This is a genomic window from Burkholderia sp. 9120 (assembly GCF_000745015.1).
Lineage (GTDB): Bacteria > Pseudomonadota > Gammaproteobacteria > Burkholderiales > Burkholderiaceae > Paraburkholderia.
This window is the reverse complement of record NZ_JQNA01000001.1, coordinates 981,185-1,001,905: the sequence shown is the minus strand read 5'-3', so window position 1 is coordinate 1,001,905 and position 20,721 is coordinate 981,185. Positions and strand designations below refer to the sequence as shown.

General features: G+C 53.2%; 23 protein-coding genes. 9 read left to right on the top strand and 14 right to left on the bottom strand.

Going from position 1 to position 20,721, the window contains the following annotated elements:
* Positions 1-586: 586 nt before the first annotated feature.
* From FA94_RS04390 to FA94_RS04375, 4 genes are read right to left on the bottom strand one after another with little or no spacing between them, the layout of a single operon-like run.
* Complete coding sequence (locus tag FA94_RS04390) at positions 587-874, bottom strand: PAAR domain-containing protein (protein WP_035547118.1); 288 nt, start codon at positions 872-874, stop codon at positions 587-589.
* Between the two features lies 1 nt (position 875).
* Positions 876-1,433 (bottom strand): hypothetical protein, encoded by a 558-nt coding sequence (locus tag FA94_RS04385; protein WP_035547116.1) that lies wholly within the window; start codon positions 1,431-1,433, stop codon positions 876-878.
* 1 nt (position 1,434) lies between these two features.
* Positions 1,435-3,753 carry a M23 family metallopeptidase gene (locus FA94_RS04380; protein ID WP_035547113.1) on the bottom strand — a complete coding sequence of 773 codons (2,319 nt, stop codon included), beginning with the start codon at positions 3,751-3,753 and terminating at the stop codon, positions 1,435-1,437.
* 7 nt (positions 3,754-3,760) lie between these two features.
* Positions 3,761-6,271: a type VI secretion system Vgr family protein gene (locus FA94_RS04375; RefSeq protein ID WP_081935672.1), complete on the bottom strand. Its 2,511-nt coding sequence runs from the start codon at positions 6,269-6,271 to the stop codon at positions 3,761-3,763.
* A gap of 304 nt (positions 6,272-6,575) precedes the next feature.
* Here FA94_RS04375 and FA94_RS04370 point away from each other — a divergent pair, with 304 nt between their 5' ends.
* Complete coding sequence (locus tag FA94_RS04370) at positions 6,576-6,959, top strand: hypothetical protein (RefSeq protein WP_231584844.1); 384 nt, start codon at positions 6,576-6,578, stop codon at positions 6,957-6,959.
* 222 nt (positions 6,960-7,181) lie between these two features.
* On the opposite strand, the gene FA94_RS04365 is transcribed toward FA94_RS04370, so the two are convergent.
* The 3 genes from FA94_RS04365 to FA94_RS04355 all read right to left on the bottom strand — a co-directional run bounded on the left by FA94_RS04365 (position 7,182) and on the right by FA94_RS04355 (position 9,889).
* Entirely contained in the window at positions 7,182-7,838 is a 657-nt protein-coding gene (locus tag FA94_RS04365) for a hypothetical protein (RefSeq protein ID WP_051980369.1), read from the bottom strand.
* A 291-nt stretch (positions 7,839-8,129) separates the two neighbouring features.
* Positions 8,130-9,488 (bottom strand): relaxase/mobilization nuclease domain-containing protein, encoded by a 1,359-nt coding sequence (locus FA94_RS04360; RefSeq protein WP_035547107.1) that lies wholly within the window; start codon positions 9,486-9,488, stop codon positions 8,130-8,132.
* Positions 9,485-9,889 (bottom strand): plasmid mobilization protein, encoded by a 405-nt coding sequence (locus FA94_RS04355; RefSeq protein WP_035547104.1) that lies wholly within the window; start codon positions 9,887-9,889, stop codon positions 9,485-9,487. The genes FA94_RS04360 and FA94_RS04355 overlap by 4 nt, the downstream gene beginning before the upstream one ends.
* A 354-nt stretch (positions 9,890-10,243) precedes the next feature.
* Between FA94_RS04355 and FA94_RS37770 the strand changes: the two genes are divergently transcribed.
* Both FA94_RS37770 and FA94_RS04350 read left to right on the top strand, forming a co-directional pair.
* Entirely contained in the window at positions 10,244-10,510 is a 267-nt protein-coding gene (locus FA94_RS37770) for a hypothetical protein (protein ID WP_081935670.1), read from the top strand.
* Between the two features lie 393 nt (positions 10,511-10,903).
* On the top strand, positions 10,904-11,161 hold the full coding sequence (locus FA94_RS04350) for a hypothetical protein (protein WP_035547102.1): 258 nt from the start codon (positions 10,904-10,906) through the stop codon (positions 11,159-11,161).
* Between the two features lie 209 nt (positions 11,162-11,370).
* Here FA94_RS04350 and FA94_RS04345 read toward each other — a convergent pair whose 3' ends face one another.
* The 6 genes from FA94_RS04345 to FA94_RS04325 all read right to left on the bottom strand — a co-directional run bounded on the left by FA94_RS04345 (position 11,371) and on the right by FA94_RS04325 (position 14,714).
* Positions 11,371-11,883, bottom strand: a complete 513-nt coding sequence (locus FA94_RS04345) for a hypothetical protein (protein WP_035547099.1) — start codon at positions 11,881-11,883, stop codon at positions 11,371-11,373.
* Between the two features lie 41 nt (positions 11,884-11,924).
* Entirely contained in the window at positions 11,925-12,119 is a 195-nt protein-coding gene (locus FA94_RS37765) for a KTSC domain-containing protein (RefSeq protein WP_286165978.1), read from the bottom strand.
* A gap of 238 nt (positions 12,120-12,357) precedes the next feature.
* On the bottom strand, positions 12,358-12,660 hold the full coding sequence (locus tag FA94_RS04340; protein WP_035547098.1) for a WYL domain-containing protein: 303 nt from the start codon (positions 12,658-12,660) through the stop codon (positions 12,358-12,360).
* Between the two features lie 90 nt (positions 12,661-12,750).
* Positions 12,751-14,211, bottom strand: a complete 1,461-nt coding sequence (locus FA94_RS37185; RefSeq protein ID WP_051980368.1) for a DNA primase family protein — start codon at positions 14,209-14,211, stop codon at positions 12,751-12,753.
* Positions 14,212-14,241: 30 nt separating this feature from the next.
* The gene (locus tag FA94_RS04330) at positions 14,242-14,478 is read right to left on the bottom strand and encodes a hypothetical protein (RefSeq protein ID WP_035547096.1); all 237 of its coding nucleotides are present in this window, start codon (positions 14,476-14,478) and stop codon (positions 14,242-14,244) included.
* Positions 14,479-14,510: 32 nt separating this feature from the next.
* Positions 14,511-14,714: a hypothetical protein gene (locus FA94_RS04325; protein ID WP_035547095.1), complete on the bottom strand. Its 204-nt coding sequence runs from the start codon at positions 14,712-14,714 to the stop codon at positions 14,511-14,513.
* A gap of 156 nt (positions 14,715-14,870) precedes the next feature.
* Between FA94_RS04325 and FA94_RS04320 the strand changes: the two genes are divergently transcribed.
* The 6 genes from FA94_RS04320 to FA94_RS04295 all read left to right on the top strand — a co-directional run bounded on the left by FA94_RS04320 (position 14,871) and on the right by FA94_RS04295 (position 18,956).
* On the top strand, positions 14,871-15,812 hold the full coding sequence (locus FA94_RS04320) for a hypothetical protein (RefSeq protein ID WP_035547092.1): 942 nt from the start codon (positions 14,871-14,873) through the stop codon (positions 15,810-15,812).
* Positions 15,813-16,127: 315 nt separating this feature from the next.
* Positions 16,128-16,409: an ECs_2282 family putative zinc-binding protein gene (locus tag FA94_RS37760; protein WP_081935666.1), complete on the top strand. Its 282-nt coding sequence runs from the start codon at positions 16,128-16,130 to the stop codon at positions 16,407-16,409.
* A gap of 4 nt (positions 16,410-16,413) precedes the next feature.
* On the top strand, positions 16,414-16,881 hold the full coding sequence (locus FA94_RS04315; protein ID WP_035547090.1) for a hypothetical protein: 468 nt from the start codon (positions 16,414-16,416) through the stop codon (positions 16,879-16,881).
* A complete protein-coding gene (locus FA94_RS38495) occupies positions 16,878-17,264 on the top strand; it encodes a hypothetical protein (protein WP_035547087.1) in 387 nt (128 codons plus the stop codon). Before FA94_RS04315 ends, FA94_RS38495 begins: the two co-directional genes overlap by 4 nt.
* Before the next feature lie 78 nt (positions 17,265-17,342).
* Positions 17,343-18,541, top strand: a protein-coding gene (locus FA94_RS04300; protein WP_156126577.1) for an IS3 family transposase whose coding sequence is annotated in 2 segments (ribosomal slippage) — positions 17,343-17,658 and positions 17,658-18,541 — 1,200 coding nt in all. Because the reading frame shifts where the segments join, the coding sequence is not laid out codon by codon here.
* Positions 18,542-18,596: 55 nt separating this feature from the next.
* On the top strand, positions 18,597-18,956 hold the full coding sequence (locus FA94_RS04295) for a hypothetical protein (protein ID WP_231584843.1): 360 nt from the start codon (positions 18,597-18,599) through the stop codon (positions 18,954-18,956).
* A 264-nt stretch (positions 18,957-19,220) separates the two neighbouring features.
* Here the strand turns inward: FA94_RS04295 and FA94_RS04290 are convergent, their stop codons facing one another.
* Positions 19,221-20,561 (bottom strand): tyrosine-type recombinase/integrase, encoded by a 1,341-nt coding sequence (locus FA94_RS04290; protein WP_035547082.1) that lies wholly within the window; start codon positions 20,559-20,561, stop codon positions 19,221-19,223.
* Between the last annotated feature and the right edge of the window lie 160 nt (positions 20,562-20,721).

The window sequence follows — 20,721 nt, the reverse complement described above, 5'->3', positions numbered from 1 at the left end:
AATAATTTTACAAAGTATAGTTGCAAGTCGACCGCCGAACGCTTGCTGTGCGCCGGAAAAACACGGCCAAGATCGACGTAACCAAGATTCGGTGACTGCGCAAATCGTTGTTCTAGGTATGCAGAGAAGCGCTCCCACGCGCGGTCATACGGCTGTGTAAGGCTACTATTGCAGCGATTGCAGATAAGCGCTTTTGATTTGAGACGGTCAGCATTCGTGCTTCCTAGCCGAACGTTGTGATGCTTAGACGTGTGATAGAACAGTGGCATCTTCTGCGAAACCGACCCGAAATATCGCCTCAGATCGGAAGCTTTAACCAAATGTTCACCCGTTGTGCCCTCGTCTCCACATATCCAGCACTTCATGTCGATCTCCCGAGAAGGGACAGCAACCTTTTCTATTGCGGACTTTGGCCAACACTCGCATGCAAGTAGACACGAATTATCCAGGACACGTTGGACACCCTGGACGCAGCCTTATACGACAAGGGACTTCCATGTCCAATGTGAGTGACCAGGGAAGAAAACCGACTGAGTTCCCTCGGACAAGAAATACTATCCGCCTCAAAAACGTCCTTGGACCAGAACTACGCTTCGGTAGACATCATGGTCTGCGAAGCAATCAACTTCGGCGGCGGATGACAACCGCAGATGCACAGATCATCGCTCAGAGCCGCATGCCTTCCGTCCGGCGCGGTCATAACTTGGCGGGGGCCGTCACACTGAATCTTGCCCGTCGTGTTGCAGGCTGGGCAGGACACGCTATCGCCTTCGTGTGCGACATCCTGGCCATTCAGTTGAATCGTGGTTGCCGTAGCCTCGACGGTACCATTGGCTGTCGTCTTGTCGCCATTCAAGATGAGATATCGCTTCACGTCACGGCTGAATCTTAGTCACTAGGGATTTGTAGAGGGTCATCTGCTTACTTCCGGCAATCGTCTGAGGCACGCAGAATCGCGTTTTAAATGCTTTCTGCTGGTTCCCGGCGGCAACAAACGTGCATGAAATGTTCAATGAGTAACCGCTGTCCTTCCTGTCTTTCCAGCCGGGTAGAACCTGGACAAAGTAATCCGCTCCAGCCGTATAACCGCTCATCCCATTGAACGAGATAGGTTTTGCTGCTTCCTGATGCTTTATCTTTATGGTTATCTTTGGTTCATCAGCTTCCTCACTGACGAAATAATTTACGCCGTCCTCCTGAATAAAAAAGGTGTCGTCGGACAGCAGCTTATCAATTCCGCTATGGTCGTAGAAGGTCAGGTAGTCCAGCCCGGCATAGTTCTTTTCTTCCTGGACTGAAACGGAACAGCCATCTTCTTTGTGAAGGTGGAGACCGTCGCCGTCAGGAACATCGAAGCCGCATACGGGAAATGCGCCCGCCGACGCCGAAAATACTAAAGCGCCGACCAACCCACCCAGTTTTGATCCAATCATCTTAGTCCCTTAATGGGTGAAAATCAGAAGGAAATCCGCTTACCATATCGGACAGATATGAATACGCATGCTTAAAATACATTCGTCTGTTGTCTCGTCCGTCCAGTGCCGTGTTGACGCATCTTGTAACATCGTCGATTGCATCGTTTGCGGACTGCACGTTGTCTAAGCCAGACAGATCTACCTTGTCCGCCCAAAAATTCACGCTCGCTTTCCCGAGAGGCACGAGATGATGGGTGATGGGGTCGTTGCGATACCGCTGCTTACTAACCCAGTAATATCCGCCCGCATCACAAGCATTGCCTGCGTCGGTAATCAACAATTCCGGACCAGGATCTACCGTGAAATTCGTTCCGCCACGGTAGGCCTGATAGCCCCTATAGTTGTCGCCACCGGTTATTTGGATCATGCCTTTGCCGGAAAATCGGGGACCGTCTCCGGGATTACAGTTTCCGAGCGGACTCAATGTCTGCACGTGACCATTTATCGTCCTTTGCACGGGTGAATGACACCGTCCTTCGTAGTAGTTCGTGAAATAAGCGTTGTCGCCCAACTCTCGCATATATTGGAAGGTTCCCGTCTCCTGAAGAGTCTGCCCAAACCAATGGGCTCTGCGCGACGCATTAACTAACCCATATTTACGCATACATCGCATCAGCGGGGCAAAGAGATGAGCAGGCCGCATGACCCGCGCAGCATTGTGCGGATCATGCAATTCAGAAACGAATAAGGCCGACACGCTGGCGATGGTTCGGTGATGCACGCCTTGGACAGTTTGGGCCAACTCGCCAAGACTCAACCATCCGCACTTTCTAAAGTGTTTGATGAAGGCGAAGGGATGAAAATGCCAGACATTGGAGTCGCCAAGCCCGGCATCAGCCCACCATTGCAACGATTCAACGAACTGGATGTGCTTGCTGTATTCGTCGTCGTTTCCTAGGTAGGGGCCGTCGCGCCCCGGCCCCAAACCGTCTTTTTCCTTGAGCTTTGTGCAGCGTGCATTGTTCGCCTTGTCCCATTCGCTGGGATACTGCACTACTAGTTTCTGCGACCAGTCGCGCAAATGCCTATGTTCAGGGTCACTGAAATAGTCTCGGAGTTGCTGCCGCGAGGCATCACTGTTTTCGCCATCGTGTGACACCTTCAACACGTCGAGCAAATCGTGCATATCGCATTGCCCGCTGTCTGCAAACAGCCCTCCGATTCCTTTTTGCCAGCCAAGCCAGTGCGGAAAATCTGCGTCGGACAACACCTGTGTCACAACATTGGAGTCGGCAAGATCGATATAGCCTTGCTGACCACTAGCGAACGTGACCAATTGCCAGTTGTGGCTTTCGCCGGGTGCAAGCCTGTCCTTGTCCGGGCCGATCACCTTTCCAAGCCGAAGCAGTTCCATACCAGCGCTCGGACAGCTCGGATAGAGTGCCGTTGCAATCTTATACATCGCATACTCGTAGTCGGCGTCGGCTACGCCTTCATCCGTTGTAAGCAGTGTCGGAGCCTTGTCTTGCTCTCCATCCACCCAGGAACTCGTGTATTTCGTGCCATTTCTGAATGCAATCCGTACAAAGAGGTCTTTGCTTGTATCAACCTTGCCGGATTGTCCGGCAGCAAAGGTATGGCCTCCGATCGTGTTTCCGGCGGGATGTGATGCTACGGCTACCGATCCCGCCTTCACGATGAAATAACTGTCGCCCCAAGTGCCCTTGGTTCCCACTTCGCTGGCGTTCTGGCTGTCCACGAAAAATGCGTTCAGATCATCGCTATTGGTAAAGATTTCGAAATGAATCATCCCTCCGGTCGAGTATGATTCGCCCGGAAAACCGATAATGTCCTTCCTGTAGATTTTCGCGTTATTGCCCATCTTGACGGCTTGGCCCGAGTCCGCGACTGCCACATGCACTTGTTGGCGGTTAATCCCTCGTGTTTTCATTTCACCCGTGTTCATCAGGTGCATGTATAGCGAATAGAACACTACCTTGACGGGATTCTCGGTGCCACCGTTGCCTGTGATGGAGTCGGTCTCCGTCTCGTGTCTGATCAGGACGAAGCTGTTGTCGATCCGACCGGTAGCGTCATCCGGCCTTTCTTTCGTCAACTCGCTGTTGAGTCGATAGGCAACCAGCGTGCCGTCGGCGATCGCACGGACTGGTTCGATTGTGGTTGGTGCGAGTATATGAATGCCGCCATGCCATTCCCGCTCACGGCTTGACGGATAGACCCCCGCATTCAGCATCTCCAGATCGAGGATGCTTTTCTCATAGTCGTCATCGGATGCATCTGCCCCGCGTGCGGGCAGGAAAGGGTAGCTGATGATCATTTATCGTTTACTCAGAATGACCGTAACGGGAAGCCAGTTCGGACTTGTTGAAGGTCGGCAATGGATAAGGCGTCTGCGCTGGTCCATTGAAACTATGCTGGCTACCCTTGATATCAATCTTGCCCGGGGCGTGAATCTCGATGTTGCCGTCCTTGACCCGAATATATGCACCACCGGATGTCAGAAGGATTTCCTGCTTCGCCGCTGCCTCAATTTTTTCCGTTGCAGACAGCAGTTTCATCGTCTTCTGTGCTGTGAGTTCGATGTTGTCCGAATTGGCCTGAATCTCCACCTTGCCCTTGGCCGCGAAGAGTTTCATTCCAGCGTTCTGCACAAACAGGCTGAGTTTTTCAGCGACACTCGCGATTAGCGATTTGCCCGTTGCGATGTGCGTGCTCTGTCCGCTTACGAGGTTGACATGCTGGTCGGCGGAAATATGGGCCGATTTCTGCGTGGACAGGGCAATGCCTGACGGACTACCGAATAGCATGACCGGTTCCTTGAACGCATTGGCTTTCCCGGTTCCACCGCCAGCCGTATTTCCGCCCGACGACGAACCCGACACGCTGCTCTGTGTCGCGTCCGTGTATGACTTCAGAGAGTCGTAACCATCCTTGAGACTTTCTGCTTGATGCGTCGTGCTGGCATTCGACATCGCTTCCAGCACGCTTTCCGAATTCACTAACTGCGAGGTCGTTTGCCGTGCATCCAGCGGCTGGCTGGTCGCCGGATACGTGGTGACATACAAACCTTGGCCCGCACGCATCGCACCGTAGGCATCCGATTTCAGGTCAAAGCCGCTACCCAGATAGCTGCCCCTGCTGTTCCCGGTCTGGTCGATCAGGTAACCCAGATGCAAATGTGCATTCGTGCTTGTTGAATAAAGCTGAACGCGATTCTGGCCGGTGGCGTCGTCCATCACCATCTGGTTGTAGCCGCTACCCTGATATTCCTTGGACTTGTAGCCCGATAACAGGCCGTTGGAATGCCAGTGAGGCTGCGTTTGGCCGTTGTAGACGCGGCCCGTGACTAGCGGCCTATCGCAATCGCCGTCTACCCAGCTAATCAGCACTTCTTCGCCGACTCGCGGAACGTGCACGCCGCCGTATCCGCCGCCCGTATCAGACATCGCCACACGCACCCAGCACGATGCTTTTTCGTCGCCCTCGTTGAGGCGATCCCAATGAAAACGGACCTTGATGCGATTCAACGGATCGGTATAGACCTCCGCGTTTGCAGGGCCAACGACGATCGCCGACTGCAAATGCATTTCCGGCTTGTTATGTTCGAACGGGCTGCGATACGGAACCGCCTTGCGTTGAGCTTCGATCTGAACGAGGAAGAAACCTTCGCTGCCGTCCGCGTGTGTGACTTTCAGGCCGGCACGGTTACCTTTCGCAGCGGCGAGTTCGCTTTTCAGACCGTGCGGGAAATCGGTTGCCTGACTGGACACCGGCAGATTGTTCTCGATGAACCATCTGGTCTCGATAATTGCGAACTGGCGGTTTTGCTGGCTGTCTGTCGCATGGCCGGGGTTGTCGTCAAGCTCAAACCAGCGACCTGCATCCGCACCACGCACGCCACCCGAGCCAGAGAACCGCTTTGCCCGCGATTCCCATTCTTCCATGCGGATTTTGGAAAGGGCATCGCCCCGATCCTGCTTGCCGTAGGTGTAGGCCCCGGTGTATTCATATACTTCAGCCTGCTGGGGCAAGTTTCCCTGCGTAGGAAGCGTCGGGACGTTCGTGCCCTTGGCAAAGGTGGTGGAGGCGGGTGCCTTGTAATCAAAGGTGCGGGTTGTGAGTGTCGTGCTTTGCAGTGTTCGCGTGCCCGACCACTGAACCAGGGCATCGGCTTCGCTGTTCGTGCCGGCGCGATAAAACTGGACTGTCTGCGGTGAAAGAGGCTGGAACGTGTCGAGGCTGTCCGTGACGATGAGCGTATGTGACTTGCCATCGCTGGCCTGCTCAAAGTAGCCGAACAGCCCTTCGTTTTCCATCAAGCGGTGGACAAAATTCCAGTCGTCCTCGTATTGCATGCAGAACGAACGCGACGGTAGCGGCTTGCTCAATGCAAAGCGAAATGCACCTTGGGCCTGCGGATGCATGTTAAATACATCGGTCAGGATTTCGTCGCCGGCCTTGTCCTGCCAGATACGTGCATCCTTGCGGAAACGAAGAAAATGCATCCACGACGCAAAGCCGATCTGATAACTCGTGAGCCCGCTATCGGATCCAAGGCGGCGAGCGGTGTGCACGTAACCGTGATGAGGAAGATAGGACCTGTCTGTCTGCTGAATCCATAGCGTCACCGGCTGGGCGATCAGCTTCTTGAGTTCAATCGCGTCGGACGTGGACACGACATCAGCCGTGAATTCATAATGACGGCCAATCCGTGAATGACCAACGACCCGCTGGGGCAGCAGGACGTTATTTCCCAGCGAAGTATCCAACTTTAGCAGGCGATCACTCTGGACGAGCCCGCCAGTAAGTGCCCCGATTATGTCTTGCGCTCCCATACCGCCTCTATTCTGTTCCGATTGACTGAGCAATCGCTTCACGCGCGATTTTACGAAACTTCAGATGAATCGGCCAGCTATTCACTGTCAGCAAATGTGAGACGCATGGATTTGTTGACTGACCAATGCAGGCGGCATATTTTTTAATTCTGTCAAAGAACGTTTCGGATATATCTTTCACCTTGCTAACTGAATTACGATGCCCGGCTTTGAAGGGAACAATCCGATTGCCTAACCCATGCCACAGAATCGCAAAAAACGGCCAGTAGCCGGTCAGCCGCGTAGGAAGCCGCTCGATAAGACCATGCTGTTACCTCACCCGGCGGCTTACGTGCGCGAGCAATCGTTGCACTGGCATCTTGCGTTGGCAGCATTTCGGGCCGGCAAAGGCAACGGCGACTTACTGGCAGAACTGGTGAAGGCACTCTACCTGGCGTGGTATCTCCAGCAGGAGGGTTTCGGCGCGGCGAAGCACGAGTTGTATCTTGAGGCCGAGCGGATTCTGGATGCTGCTGCGACGAACGTAAGCAAAAACATCTGGCTCATTGAAGAGGCCGATTGTTTAGCGATTACCGCGATTCTCGATCTGCATGAGCAGCAGCTATCACGGGCTCCGGTGTATGCAGTCGGCGAAGCTCGGCAGCGTGTCTTGCATTTTGGCAAAAGCGACAGGCGGTCCCCGTGGTGATGTGGCGATGAGTGCCGCTATCGTTTCCGACCACCAACCGATTCATTGCCCTGGACTGCTACCTCGGACGCCTCAAGGCGTTGCTGCACAAGGTTGTGTCCAAGGTGTCCGACATGTCCAATGAAAATTCAAGAATTGGAGCGACGGGCTGTGATCGATCCTGAAGCAAAAGTTTAAGGCGCGAATCAGGATACCCAAAGCGGACGTTCAAGATGAACAGCGCTAACTGCCCAAATTAGCTTTGGATTCGCGGGCCGTCGCGAATTGCATCAGCAACGCTTGCATCGCTTCCGGGTCAGAAGGTCCACGGGTCTCGACGTGCGGAAGGTAGGTCGCAGAGTCAGCGCCCCAGTCGAAATACAAGCCTGCCCCCAATGTTTCTAACGAAGCCGCAATGTGCGATGTAATTTCAAGTTCTTGGGTAAATAGCAACTTGGGGCGTCGGTCACCGAGCAATTTCGCCAAGACCTCCAGCCGATAGCGTCCGGTGCTGAACCTAAAGTGACTGCCGTCTTCAGGCGTAAGAAAGTGGTGGTTTGCCCCAACGCCGCTCTCACCAACGAACAGGCCGCTACCCCTTTCGAGCTTTTCGTTGCCATGCACCCAAATGTTGAAGGTCTGATGTGTCTCGTTGCGATGAACGGTTACATGCATGCTCTCGATGATTCGCCCGCGTTTAGAGGTCGAAAATAGCAGCGTCCGCAAAAAGACCTTTGGCAGAGGGGCTCGCTTCCCAGAGCGAGACACATCAGGTCCAAAGAAAATTACGGTGGGCTGCGTCATGAGCACGGTGCCGCGCCGAAAAAGTGTTAACCAAGCCGTCGTCGCCGACACGGAAAGCGCAAGAACCGAAATTGCGAGGGCGACCGGATCGGACATATTTCCTCTAAAGGTAAGCGCAGACAGCGCCCTATCTGTGTAAGGCAGAAAAAACGCCGGAGAACACTACACGGCGCAGCTATCGATAGACGATACATGTCGCTCATTAAGAGCCGTTGCCGAACCCCCCGTGGAAGACCTTCTTGGTCGGCTGCTGCCCAATCGCCCATCAAGGAATAATAATACCGCTGTTGCATCAAGATTCTGAATTTCCCCGGCCACGTTGGACACCCTGGACGCGGCCTTATGCGATAAGGATTCCCGCTGTCCGACCCATGCGATATAGGTTGGTCAATTTCCCTTCATGCCGGACAGACTGTTCAGTTGGCGAATCCTTGCTTGACCAAGCTGCATCTGCAACCGTGCCTTCTGTTCCATCAGTTTCGCCAGGCGTCGTTCAGCCTCGCTACGCTGCTTCGGTGTCCTGGCCGAATTCACGTCCGCCGTCGCCGCGTTGATGTCTGATTGAACCTCACCAATGGCGGCCTCGATATCGCTGAAAACACCTGAATCGGATGGTGTATCGGCACCGTGCATGGCTTGCTCCCGCATGCTTTGCATACTGCCGATGATGGCGGCCTTGTCGCGGGTGGTCCAGGTGGTAGGACGGGTTGCGTGGACGGCCTTGGCTTCCTGCAAAATTTGGCGAGCGATGAGTTTGATACCTGAGAATTGTGATTTCATGCTGCTGGTCTCCTTACGGTTGGTTGTTATTGGTTTGTATGTTTGCCGCTCACGGGTGGCCTTGAACCTCTGGCTACGAAGCACGCGGGGCGACAGGTAAGCTTTCACATTGAACTGACGGCGAGATTCAACATGCTGGCTCAGTGTCGTGCGTGCCTGCTGATATTCAGATGGTGACAGGTGGTGTTCCTGCTTCGTGTTACGGGCAGAGCTTACGAGCTCGGCATAATTTGCATTTTCGTTATAGAGTGGCCCGCGAAACCGCTTAGCCTTTGCCGCGCCGGGAAACTTCAATGAGAGGTAGTCCGCCCCCTTTCGGGTAATTTCAACGCCGTATTGCTCGCTCAGGAAGTCGCATAGCTGATCGCGGTTTGCTACCTGTCCGGTGCGAATCGCCCTCGTCAGTCGCTTATGCAGATACAGCTTGTTGCTGCGGTCGGTCTTGCCTTCCGTGGTATATCGCTCGAAATCACTCAGGGCCAGCTTTAACGGGTCGGGCACAACTTGGGCATAGCCAAACCGGTGATTCGCGACCTGGGTGAAAGCCTCGTATAGCTTGATGTTCTGTTGACCCGGTGGGTGAATATTCATCCGCTTGCCCGTGGTCATCTCAACCATAGGCACGACGAAATGAATTTCCGCGTTGCCTTTGTCACGGTGCAAGACAAACAGGCTATTGAAATGCTCAGGCCCGAGTCCCGGACAGACAGTCTTCTTGAATGAGCGGATGACTTCATGCATCTGGTCGCGTGTCGGCTGTTCGTTGTCGCGAAATGCAATCGCTCCGGATACATATTTGTGCTTGCGGTGGATGCTATTGATGACGGCGATAGTCAGGTCTGGACTGCCTTCCAGGATTTCGGGGGCGACAGCACGCTTCTGGCCGGTGTGGTCACGGTCACTCATCAGATAGTTGACGGGGGACTCGCCGCGCGAAATCCCCGCCTTGAATACACGGACGATCATGCAGTGCCCGTGGCTCTCCCTTGCTTCACTTCCTTCCAGACTTCTTCTGCGATGTCCTGAACTTGCATGAGCACCAGCAGGATTTCTTCATCCGGCTCGCGGCCGTCTTTCAGTTGCACGGCGATTTCGGCGACATAATTCCCGATGAGGTTGATGGTCTGCAACCATGCGAGTTCATCGTTGCTCGGGTGATATACGTTGCCCCTCAATCCGGTTTCGCGAAGATATTGGGCGAGGTTGTCGTAACCGGCTGCGATTGCTTTCTCGCCGAGAGTCGTGTGCTCTTGCGGGCTGACACGGATTTCAACCCGTTTGGTTCTTCGGTGGATGTTTCCGTCGATACCGGACTGACCGGCTTGTTTCTTGATTGAGGCGTCGGCCTCGCTGTATTCGTATTGCATTTCGGCTCCTGTAGTTATGGTTATTGGGCCGTGCGTTGCGCTGTCCGTGCCTGTATCGCTGGTGTGCTGTTCATGGGACTGGGGAACCCAGAAATATTCTTTAACGCGATGACACTGTGAAACTGTGGATATCGTGTTAAAGGTTGAACTTGCTTAGGTTCTGCTTCGTTTGGCTTCCTATATCAATACCGGATTTTTCCGTGATTACAAGGGGCATCCGACGAACGGTTAAAAATTCATTAAGCATAAAATATCTCATAAAACTAAAGTTATTCGCTCGCTTGCCGATATGCTGCTAATAGGCCATCGACACCTTCTCGAGACCTGTAACCTTCAACGTCAATTGGGCCGGACATGCAACATTTTTCGATCGGGATTGTTTCAGTAGTGTTTGCTGTGCTTTTTGCAGGTGCTGTAGTAGTTCGTTACGCCGGGGTTCTGATAAAGAAATGGTATCAGCGGGAAGATGGTCCCAAGGATCGAATTTTGGTTGGGATTGTGGCCGCGGCTGCGTTCGGCTTCGTCGCCGGAAGTTTCGTTCAACCGGCATGGGACAAAGCTGAAGTATGCAAGGCGAACGGCGAGCCTATTGTGCCGTGCGCTTTCAATTCGGGTTCTTAAGTATCCAGCGCGTGATGATGGCCGACAGAAACCCATCGACTTCTATCAACTTAAAATTATGTCTGAATGCCAAATCAACGACGATAAAGTTACTTGTCCGCATTGCGCTCAAGTCTACGACACCGCAGGAAATTGTCACCCTGAACTTGCACCAAAGGGTTCCGGGGGTTGCGTCAAACGGTGTCACTGCCCGTCGTGCGGAAAGTCTTGTTGCGGTGAGCGTGATACGCCTCGTTACGAGCCATCCAGCCCTTCAATGTAGATGCGTTAGCCCTGATGCGGGTCGCCTTCGATGGTCCGATCCGTTTCCAAACGGCATACGGTAGATTCGCGAGCGGCGTCCAAAGGGGATGCGCATATATTCGAAATCTAACCACAACAGTGGGGTTTTCCATGGAAGTTTGGGTCAAGTCGCTTGAAGTCGAAATGCAAGTTAAGCAAAAAGGCATCGAACTTGAGGTTCGGAGCGCAGACGGCAAAGAGCAACTTGGTGATTGCTATGCCACGATGACCGGCCTTACGTGGTGCAAGGGCAAGGTCAAGAAGGAAAACGGGGTTAAGTTGAAGTGGGACGACCTTGCACTTCTGTGCACTTCGGCCGACGTGCTCAAAGCAGCAATTAAGGCTGCCAAGGCAGAATTGAAAGCCTAAACTGCCCGGCGAATCCACAAGCAAGTAACATAATTGCCCAATCTCGCTGGACACGTTGGACTTCCCGGACGCAATCCAGCGCGACACGGCATCCGCCCGTCCTGCGCACGCCAATCTGCCTGGACAACAAAAAGAGCCGCTAGACGCGGCCCTTTTTTTCGCTTGCTTCATGTCGGCTCAGTCCGCGATGACGTTGTAGACGTCAATCGCTACAGCCCGCTTTGGTAGAGTTCTCGCCAGTTCATATACGGTCCCAGTGCCACAAGCTGACTGTCGTCAATGAATCGCCCCTTGAGCTCGGCGCGGCAGGCATCAACATACTCGGTCACTGTGGCGAATATGTCGCTATCCGAAGCATCGCGCGGGATGTCAACTTCCGGTGCAAGCTTCCACGTCTGATACTCAAGCTGCCGCGTCCGAGTCCGCACAATGCGACGACGGTTGACGCCATAGTATTCGCCGCGAACCTGTGACCCAAGAAAATGCAGGCGGATGTAGCCGATGATTTCGTTGTATCGCCAGCAGCCGCCGTATAATTTCTCAAAGTGGTCTCTGATGCCGGCAAGCGAACCAGGATTCTTCTTCTCGTCTGCACGTCGGCGCTCACTGTATGACGCACCAGGCGGGAACAGTATCCGTTCAACGTGTGCTGCCCGGTCGCTGTAGTATCGGTCTTCTGTTATCCGATAGACGGGCACGTCAAGAAAGTAGCGGACAGTCATATTGAAGGCGTTTTGTCGTCCCAAAGGGCCTAGGTGTAAGGCTAACAGTGGTATCTATCTTTGATGAAGTTGTTGTAGTAGCTACCCATTGAGGATGCACTCATCAATCCGCGATAGACTTGGTCTGGAACACGACAAAAGTCGTATGTGTGTCCTTGCTGGAACAATATCGTCATCCGCATGCTTGCTGCATCATAGCCCACCGCGCGAATCGCGCTTGATCTAACGGGAATCATCTGCATGGCTGGTCTCTCTGCTTGCTTTGGTATTTTCGATGGCGGCGCGTTAAATCTTGGTGATTCGGATTTTGGCCGATCCGAAGTGAAGCATAGCGTAACTTGGCCGGCAAGAGAGCCGATGTAATGCGGAGGTTTGCCGGGGCATGTATTTTCGGTCTGCCGTCCAGCTTGAATCTAACGGACAATAAAAAAGAGCCGTTGGACACGGCTCTTTGTTCGCTTGCTTCATGTCGGCTTAGTCCACAATGGCGATGTAGCGATCCCACTTATCCGGTTCGGCCTTCAACCGGCTCTGCTCAAACGACTCGTCCAATACCCGCACATAGACCATCTTGTCGGTCTTGAACTGTCGCCAATTCGTGTTGCCGCTGCCGTTGCTCTTACCCTTCACCTGGTAGCCGAGCAACCGTGCTTCCCCATCGTCCACACCATAGACATGCGGCTCAACACAGCGGTGATGCCCTTCATAGTAGAAGCCGATGAGCTTCTTTTCAAGAATGGCCTGGCAGATTGCATCTTCGTTTATAATTTTATTCATTTTGTTATCCTTATTTAATTGAGAGTTTGTTTTCCTGCACGGCCATGATGAACCTACACCACAGCCTGACCTACACCTTTGCTACACCTGTCAGAACGGGCAGTCCGCCATGACATCCTGTTCATTGGTTGCCGCTGGCTCTGCTACCTTTGGTTCATTATTAGCTTTCACCTCTTCATCAAACTGTCCCATCACCAAGGTCACACAACGGGCACGATGTCGCTCCTTGCCGGTTCCAACCAACACTCGTGTCTCAACATAGCCGGGCAGGTAGCTCTTCAGTCGTTTGAAGAATTTTGACTGGTTGCAGGGCGGAAAGCCAATCTGCTCACAGTGTTCCCGGTAGCTATCAAACAGCCCGTCCTTTTCCGTCGTCGCTGTCATATCGATCGCGACACCGACGGCATCTATCCAGCTTGCGACGGCATCTGAATCGTATTTCGCTTCCTGTTTTGCCTTTTGCACCGGCTCGGGGATGTCGAAATAACCGCGCTCGACCAAACGGCTCAACCCTGCCAATGCCCAGTCCAGCACGATGTGAAGCTCTTTCCCGATAATCTGTTCATCAAGGTCATGAATGATGTCCTTGCCCTTGAGCTGAACATTCCATTCAATGACATGCAGTCTCCGCCACCAACCATCGGAATGGTCATCAATAGCGGGTAGATGATTTCCGCACATAATCCACTTGGCTATTGGCTTGTAGGTGAACGGGTCCTTGTGCTTCGGGTTGACATCAATCGCACCCATTGAAATCAGCGACTTCAGGGCCTGCTGGTTGATTTTCGCCTTTGGTGTTTCGTCACAAATTGCCAGCGATGCCCCGACAAGTGATGTCAGGTCAAAGCCGTCCAGCTTGTCAAGTCGCATCGCTACAGCCTTCTCATGTAAGGCTCGGACGATGTTCAGCAATACCGACTTGCCATTGCTGCCCGAACCCACCCAGAACTGCGAACACTGCTGGTTGATGTTGCTCAATGTGTAGCCAATGTATTCCTGCACCAGTTCGCGGACTGCCTTGTCCGGTAGCGATGTGCTCAGATACTTCCCGAACAGCGAATCAGCCGGAACAGCATCGGGCTGGTAAAAGCCGGGAAACGGTTTGTCCTTGAGCTTGATGCAATGGGTGATGCCGATAGCCCGCTTGGGCTCTTCAACCCACCAGCCGAACTGGTCATCCATGACGAACCATGCACCATTCACCGGCACGATGATGCCCTCGGGTTTCGGCGGCATCTCGCGAGCGAGCAGCAAGGCTGTTTTGACACAGCTACGAGCCGTATCCGCCGTAGCTCGTTGACGGTTGTTCTGCTGAAGCCAGACCAGTGCGTGCTTCTGTGCATCCTTGTAGGATTGCAGTTTCCAGTAACTGTCCGTCCAGCAATAGAACTGGTTGTCGGCGGCTGCGATGTTGCGGTCCTTCGCCGTCTGTTCTGTATAGCGGATTTCCGGTGCTTCCATCGCTCGCTTCTTCGGCTGCTCAACCTGCAAAGCCTGGTTGATTGCTTCGGTAACTTGGCTGGTGGTTTCGTTCCTTTCAATGATAGTCATGTTAGTTATCCTTATAGATATGGTGTTTATTTATAGTGTTGCTGGTTCGGCGAGCCATTCCTCCGGGATTTCAAGCTCGGCGGTCTCGGTCGGCTCAGGCAAGGTGTCACCCTCAAACACCATGACTAACTGAAACCCGACATCCAGGTCTTCAAACTGGCCTGCTGCGTGCTGAGCTTCCTCAATGGTCGCGGTGTCCAGGTGCATTTCCTGATAGTGGGTGGTTGTAAAGCTATAAATAGCGGTGTATCGTTTTGTTGATTGCATGATTGCTCCTATGAGTAAGTTAAGGGATTGAATTAGCGACCTTCCAGCCATGAGTAATAAAGCGATGCATGCTGCTGAGCCATGTGCAGATGACTCGGCGGCACCTCGACCAGATCATTGATTCCGCTGTCTGCCCAGTCGTCAAACTGATAAGCCAGATCGGCAATTGCTTCTTCTTCGTCTCGCCCCGAAACGAGATAAGCATTCAGTTGGTATGTCAATATGTAATTCTTCATTGGGTAATCTCCGGTTAATTTGATTTAAATATCGCGTTGTGTTGCGATAATAAATCATACGGCTTATTAGGCGATTAATGTGAGAATGGAATCTGGTGGTTGCAATTTGCGGAAGATCAGAAAAGCTCTCTTGGGCATTGACATTTTAAAGAAAATATGAATGAAGATATCGGCAATGCTCAGAATACAGGCGAGGCGAGATTGAAAGGGCTGATCGGGCTCAGGGTTCTCGTGTGGATGCGTGAGGTGCTGATTCGGGCGGGGTGCAACGTGAGCCGTTTTCGGGAGACCTATACCGAGGCTGAGGCGAAGAAGCTGATAGCGGAGCTGCCCGCCTTGAGTAAGTCAAAGAAAACCCAGATGCCAAAATATGCTGAATTCGTTTCTTATCTGCGTGGAACGAGTCCTCCAACGGAAGAAATGGTTGAAAGGATTGCGTTGGCGAGATCGCCCACGGATCTATCGGAGCGACCATTCAAAGACACGCCTGATTTTTATCTGAACGGGCCGTATGGCTTTAATTTATGGGCGGTGCTGGATGAGGGTATTACCGCCTGCCACGAAATCGTGCGGGGTGAAGTTAAGATGGCCCTCGCGGCGAGTGGGGAACTAAGTCAGCGTGTTCTCAAGAAGTCGCTTTACACAGAGATGCGTCGCGGGCTACCGACTGCGAAAAAAATCAGCGTCTTACGGCAAACATTGATGGGGCTTGATTCGGGTGCAAATTACCGTCAACCGGACCTCTCGGCGATCATGCTGGAGGGCTTGCCTCATCCGATAACCGAGTGTTTTTCGCGCGCGGTGATGTCAGGACTTCCTGATGTGCTGGATGCCTGGCGCAGCTATTTTGTGAGTTCGGTGGCCGTGTGGCGAGTTGCGGAAGAGGGGGACGATTCTCGGGATGAGGTCGATTTTATCCTTACAGGTATGCTGGCCGGGCCCGTTCATATTCTGTTCGTCGGCAGCGGGCGAGAGATTCGCGATTTCATCATGAATATGGTGCTAAAGCATCTGGAAGCGAAAGGCAAGAGCAAGGGCCGGCATCTGCGGTTCATTCGATTTTCTGAACGAGTTTCGGAAGCATCGCGAGCTAGCTGATTTGATTGCCACATTCTCGCGCCCCGGCCGCTGGTTTTATGCTGGCTTAGGAATCCGGGTCAACTGGTCACGAAATACCGGTCGGGCCGGCCCGGTGAGGCGGCATGAGATGTTCCCCGGCCAGCTACGGTGGACGCTCGAAGCCCTTGTCGGATAAGGTTGTGTCCAACGTGTCCAAGGTGTCCGGGGTAAATGAATAACTTAGACGGGGATATACCGGTGCTGAATGTATAGCTTCCGTTCTTGGCATAGGCTGACCATAAGCCGCAATCCACGGTAAGCTAGCAGAATCTTCTTGAGGCGAGGACAAACCTAATGGACGAATCCAAATACGACCGCGCGATCCCCTTTCACTGTCCGACGTGTGCGGGAACTCACTTCTCATATGATGACTCATCGGAAGACGATGCAGCCTTTGTCACCTGTGCATCGTGTGGCCGAGTTATGACTCGCGCCGAGCTACGCGAAGCGAACAGCGAGAACATTGAGGAGCACGTGCAGGAAATCGGCAAACAGGTAACCAAGGATGTCGCCGACGAACTGAGAAAGATGCTGAAGAACACTTTCAAGAATAGCAAGAACATCACAATCAAGTAGGACTATGTCTATCGACCTAAGCGGTGGCGCCGCGATTCTCGCTCTGGGGTTGTCTTGCTACTCAACGTGGAAGACTTTGCAGTTCAACACGAAGCAGGAACAACTTATCGAGAGTCAGAGGCAATTGAACGCTTTGCTGGCCGACAAGGAAGCGTCGGAACTGGCAGAAGGCAAGCGCGCGAAGTTGAGCGCCGCGTTCATGAAGCTGGGTAGCTCAAAATATAGGTTGAAAGTATTCAACCAGGGGCAAGCCACCGCGCGGGATGTTCGGATCTCGTTTCCTGCTGGCAACGAAGTCGTGCTTCAGTCAGAGGTCGACCGCAAGTTCCCTCTCGAAACCTTGGACAGATTTCAGTCTGTTGAACTCGTTGCTGCGGTGCATATGCAAAGTCCGCCGAAACTTACCGTGCAGCTCGATTGGCTTGATGAGGATGGTTCTGATAGAAGTAAGACTGTGCATCCCACCCTATGAGTGAACCAGCCGATCTTGAAGCCTCGGGGAAGAACGTTTGGACGAGGCAGCAACAAGAGGAATTGCAGTCGTTTCAGTCATTCCGAAATGATTATGCGTTGCCGGCTGGCACCATCGAGCACGCAGACAAACCCGATGTGCTGATACATGGCGATCGGACGCTTGGAATTGAACTAACTACCCTCTATATTGTTGATGGTCAGGATGCCGCTAGCGAACAAAGGCAAACCAAACCTCGGGAACATGTCGTAGCCCGCGCTCAAGAATTGCATATCGAGGCCGGTGGTCGCCCCATTGAACTAGCGATCGGCTTCAATCCCGAATTACCGATCGCCGATGTGGAAGGGTTGGCACGTAGCATTGCCGATGGAGTAGCCCCTTGATTCTCAGGACACGAGACACCCCTTAAAATAAGAGGGAATCTTGTGACTAGTTTCAAGCCTAGGCAAATCGTGGAAAGCATTGAAGTTCTGACCGAGCCGGAGCGCCGTCGTCGACGTTCGGTCCAGGAGAAAGTGGCCATCGTGCAGGAAACCCTGGAGCCGGGGGCAACGGTTTCGGCGGTTGCCCGACGACACGGGGTCAACCCAAACCAGGTGTTTGCGTGGCGCAAGCAATACGAGGAAGGCAGCCTGGCTGCGGTGAAGGCTGGAGAAGCCGTGGTGCCGGCCTCGCAGTTAGCAACAGCGATGAAGGAAATCAGGGAGCTGCAGCGTCTGCTTGGCAAGAAGACGCAGGAGGCAGAAATCCTGAAGGAAGCAGTCGAGTATGGCCGCTCAAAAAACTGGATTGCGCGCTCGCCCTTACTGCCCGGGGACGACCAATGAAAACGGTCTGCGATGTTCTCGGCGTAGCGCGCTCTGCTCTGGCAGTCAGAAAAGACCGCTCCCCGGACTGGCAGGACGGCCGCCGCGCCCGACAGACCGACGACACGGAACTGGTCGCTGCAATCCATGAGCATGTGGCGGGCTTGCCGACTTATGGATACCGGCGAGTCTGGGCGCTGCTGCGACGTAGTCACGAAATGACTGGTGCGCCGTGCGTGAACGCCAAGCGGGTCTATCGCGTCATGCGCGACCATCAGTTGCTGCTCCGGCGCCCTGGCCAACGTCGCGATACCCGCCGGCATGACGGACGCATTGCCGTTGACCAGAGTAATGTCCGCTGGTGCTCGGATGGCTTTGAGTTCCGTTGTGACGATGGCTCGCCGTTGCGCGTGACGTTTGCGCTGGACTGCCATGACCGGGAAGCTATCAGCTGGGCAGCGACTACTGGCGGTCATAGCGGCGACGTCGTACGTGATGTGATGCTCGCAGCGGTCGAGCAACGCTTCGGCACGACGCAGGCAGGCGCAACCATCGAATGGCTGTCAGACAACGGCTCTGCCTACATCGACCATCGCACGCGCAGTTTCGCTCGCGAGCTGGGTCTGGAGCCGTTGACTACACCCGTTCGTTCGCCGCAGAGTAACGGCATGGCCGAGTCGTTCGTGAAGACAATCAAGCACGATTACATTGCCTTTATGCACAAGCCTGATGTACCAACCGCGCTCTCGCATCTGGCCGGTGCCTTTGAACACTACAACGAACGCCACCCGCATAAGGCATTGAAGTACCGTTCGCCCCGGGAGTTCCGGCGAACTGCTGCATCATCAACTTAACGGTGTCCGAGTGTCCTGAGTTACAGGGGCAACTCCAGCCGAGGTGGCGACGTATGTGCAACGTGGGGAACTGGGGCAAGTTGAGCATGCGACATATGATCATCTCGATTGCATAGATTTCATGTATTCCAGTGGTGAGTGGGCTAACCCTCGTTGGTTTGTTCAGCAAAGCTATTCTGTTCCGATGCTTCAGGTCAATCGGGTGCGAGAGGTTGTTGCAGACAAGGTCAAGAAAGCCAAAGAATACCGACCGTGCGACGCTTATTGGCTCGTGATCACCGTGGACTTCTGGGACCCGGCACAGGATCAAGATATTGAATGGGCGACGGACGAAATAGTTGATTGCGGCCCATTCGAGCGTGTTTTCCTGCACAAACCTGCCTATCGGCGTGTGATTCAGATTCCATCGACGTAGGGGCCGCAATGACTGCTGGGTGTCGACAATAGCCGCACGCTGGGCGATCTGCCTTCGAAGAAACTTCGATTTAACTCGGACACGTTGGACACCCCGGGCACAGCCTCATCCGACAAGGACTTCCGCTGTCCGGGGTGGGTGGTCAGGCGGCAATGACCTCATCCGGATTGGCATCCCGAATTTCCTCATCTTTCGTTACTGCTGAGAACTTCGCTACCCATCGCGGGAAAGAAGAACTCAAGAGTTTGAAGCGCTGCCCTCAGTTTATAAATTTTCTCCTTCAACTTTAGCGTTAAGTTCTGTTACTTGGCTCTGTAGTTGCTTGATAATCAGTAGTAAATCTGACGTAGATACTTGCTCTGGGTCGAGGTGAACATAAGTATTCTGTGTTTCATCTTGATTGCTGTGACCCAAGTATGTTTGCAGCTCGTCAGGGGTAAGCAGTCCTGCTTGCGCCTTCTTCTTTGCAAGATTTTCGGAATGAATGACCTGTAAGTATTCGTTGGCGAGATGTTGGGTATCGTTGATGCCCATAGCATACGCAAGCTCGAAAGCATTTTTGCTGGGTGCGTTGTTCGATGCAAAGGTATGCCGTGTCTTGTGCCAGTGAAAAGATACGCCTGCGGCCTCGAAATGCTTCTTCATCTGCTTTAGTTTCGTTCCATACGTGTGCTTGCTATGAGGGAACATCCGGTCGGTGAGCTTCTTCCCGTCAATGTGCTTTTTTACAATTGGCATCATTTTTTTCGTGATGCCAACGAATCGAATACTTTGATTCTTTCTTTTTAGTGTCGAAACACGAATTGTTCGGTTTGGCAGATCGACATCATTGGCCTGAATGCCGAGCGCTTCTGATAGTCGACAGCCGCTCTCTAGCAAAAATGTAAAGAACTCGTGATAGTGATCCTTATTGCTTTTCTCGATGAGCAACTTCTCGACTGCTACTCGTTGTGCCTCCGTGAGCCTCTTGTCAACCTTCGGCGGCAAGACGGGCTCTAGCTTTCGCTTGTCCACATGAGCTAGCGGTTGCACGATGGGATCGTCTTTGAACTCCGTATAGTAGTGGTGGGCATTCTTCAATGCAGACGAGATGATGGTGAGATCGTTGCTAAGGGTTTGCGGCTTTACCTCGTCCTTGTAGAGGCGGGTCTCGATGAGCTGTTCGATCGCTGTCTTGTAGTCCTTGACTAAGGCATTGCCGAAAACTTGCTCTTCCATGCCGAGGTCATTCTTTACGAAGGGCAACATCTGCCCTAGGAACTTCGTTGGTCGGTGATCGATGCCGCTGATGACCGTTCTATTGATTACGTTGATTCTGCTTTGCAGTTGCTTTGCCGTGGGGCGCTTTGCATATTGCTTGTCGTAGTGCGTCTGTAATAGTTCGTGCATGAACACCTGACTGCCCATCTGCTCGATGAGTTCGCCCATCTCTTTTGCGCGCTCGGTCGAATAGATCAGGTTGTGAAGCCGGACTTCAGCCTGTTGTCTTGTATCGTGGACTTCGTCCACTTCCTGCACTGATAGAATTGCCCCGGACCTGTCCTTTGATACCCGGCCCATGCGTTCCAGCTTCTTGGTAGAGCGGATGCGAATGCGGAACTTCATGCCCGTTGATGTCTCGTGATACGAGATTCCGGGCGGTAGTTTAGGACGATTTCGAATGGACACTTTTTTGCTCATAATTTGTGCACCAGTGGTTCCGATGGACGATCCATGGACGATTGTGCGAATGGACGATTTTTGTCGGCTGTGAAAGTCTAGGGCG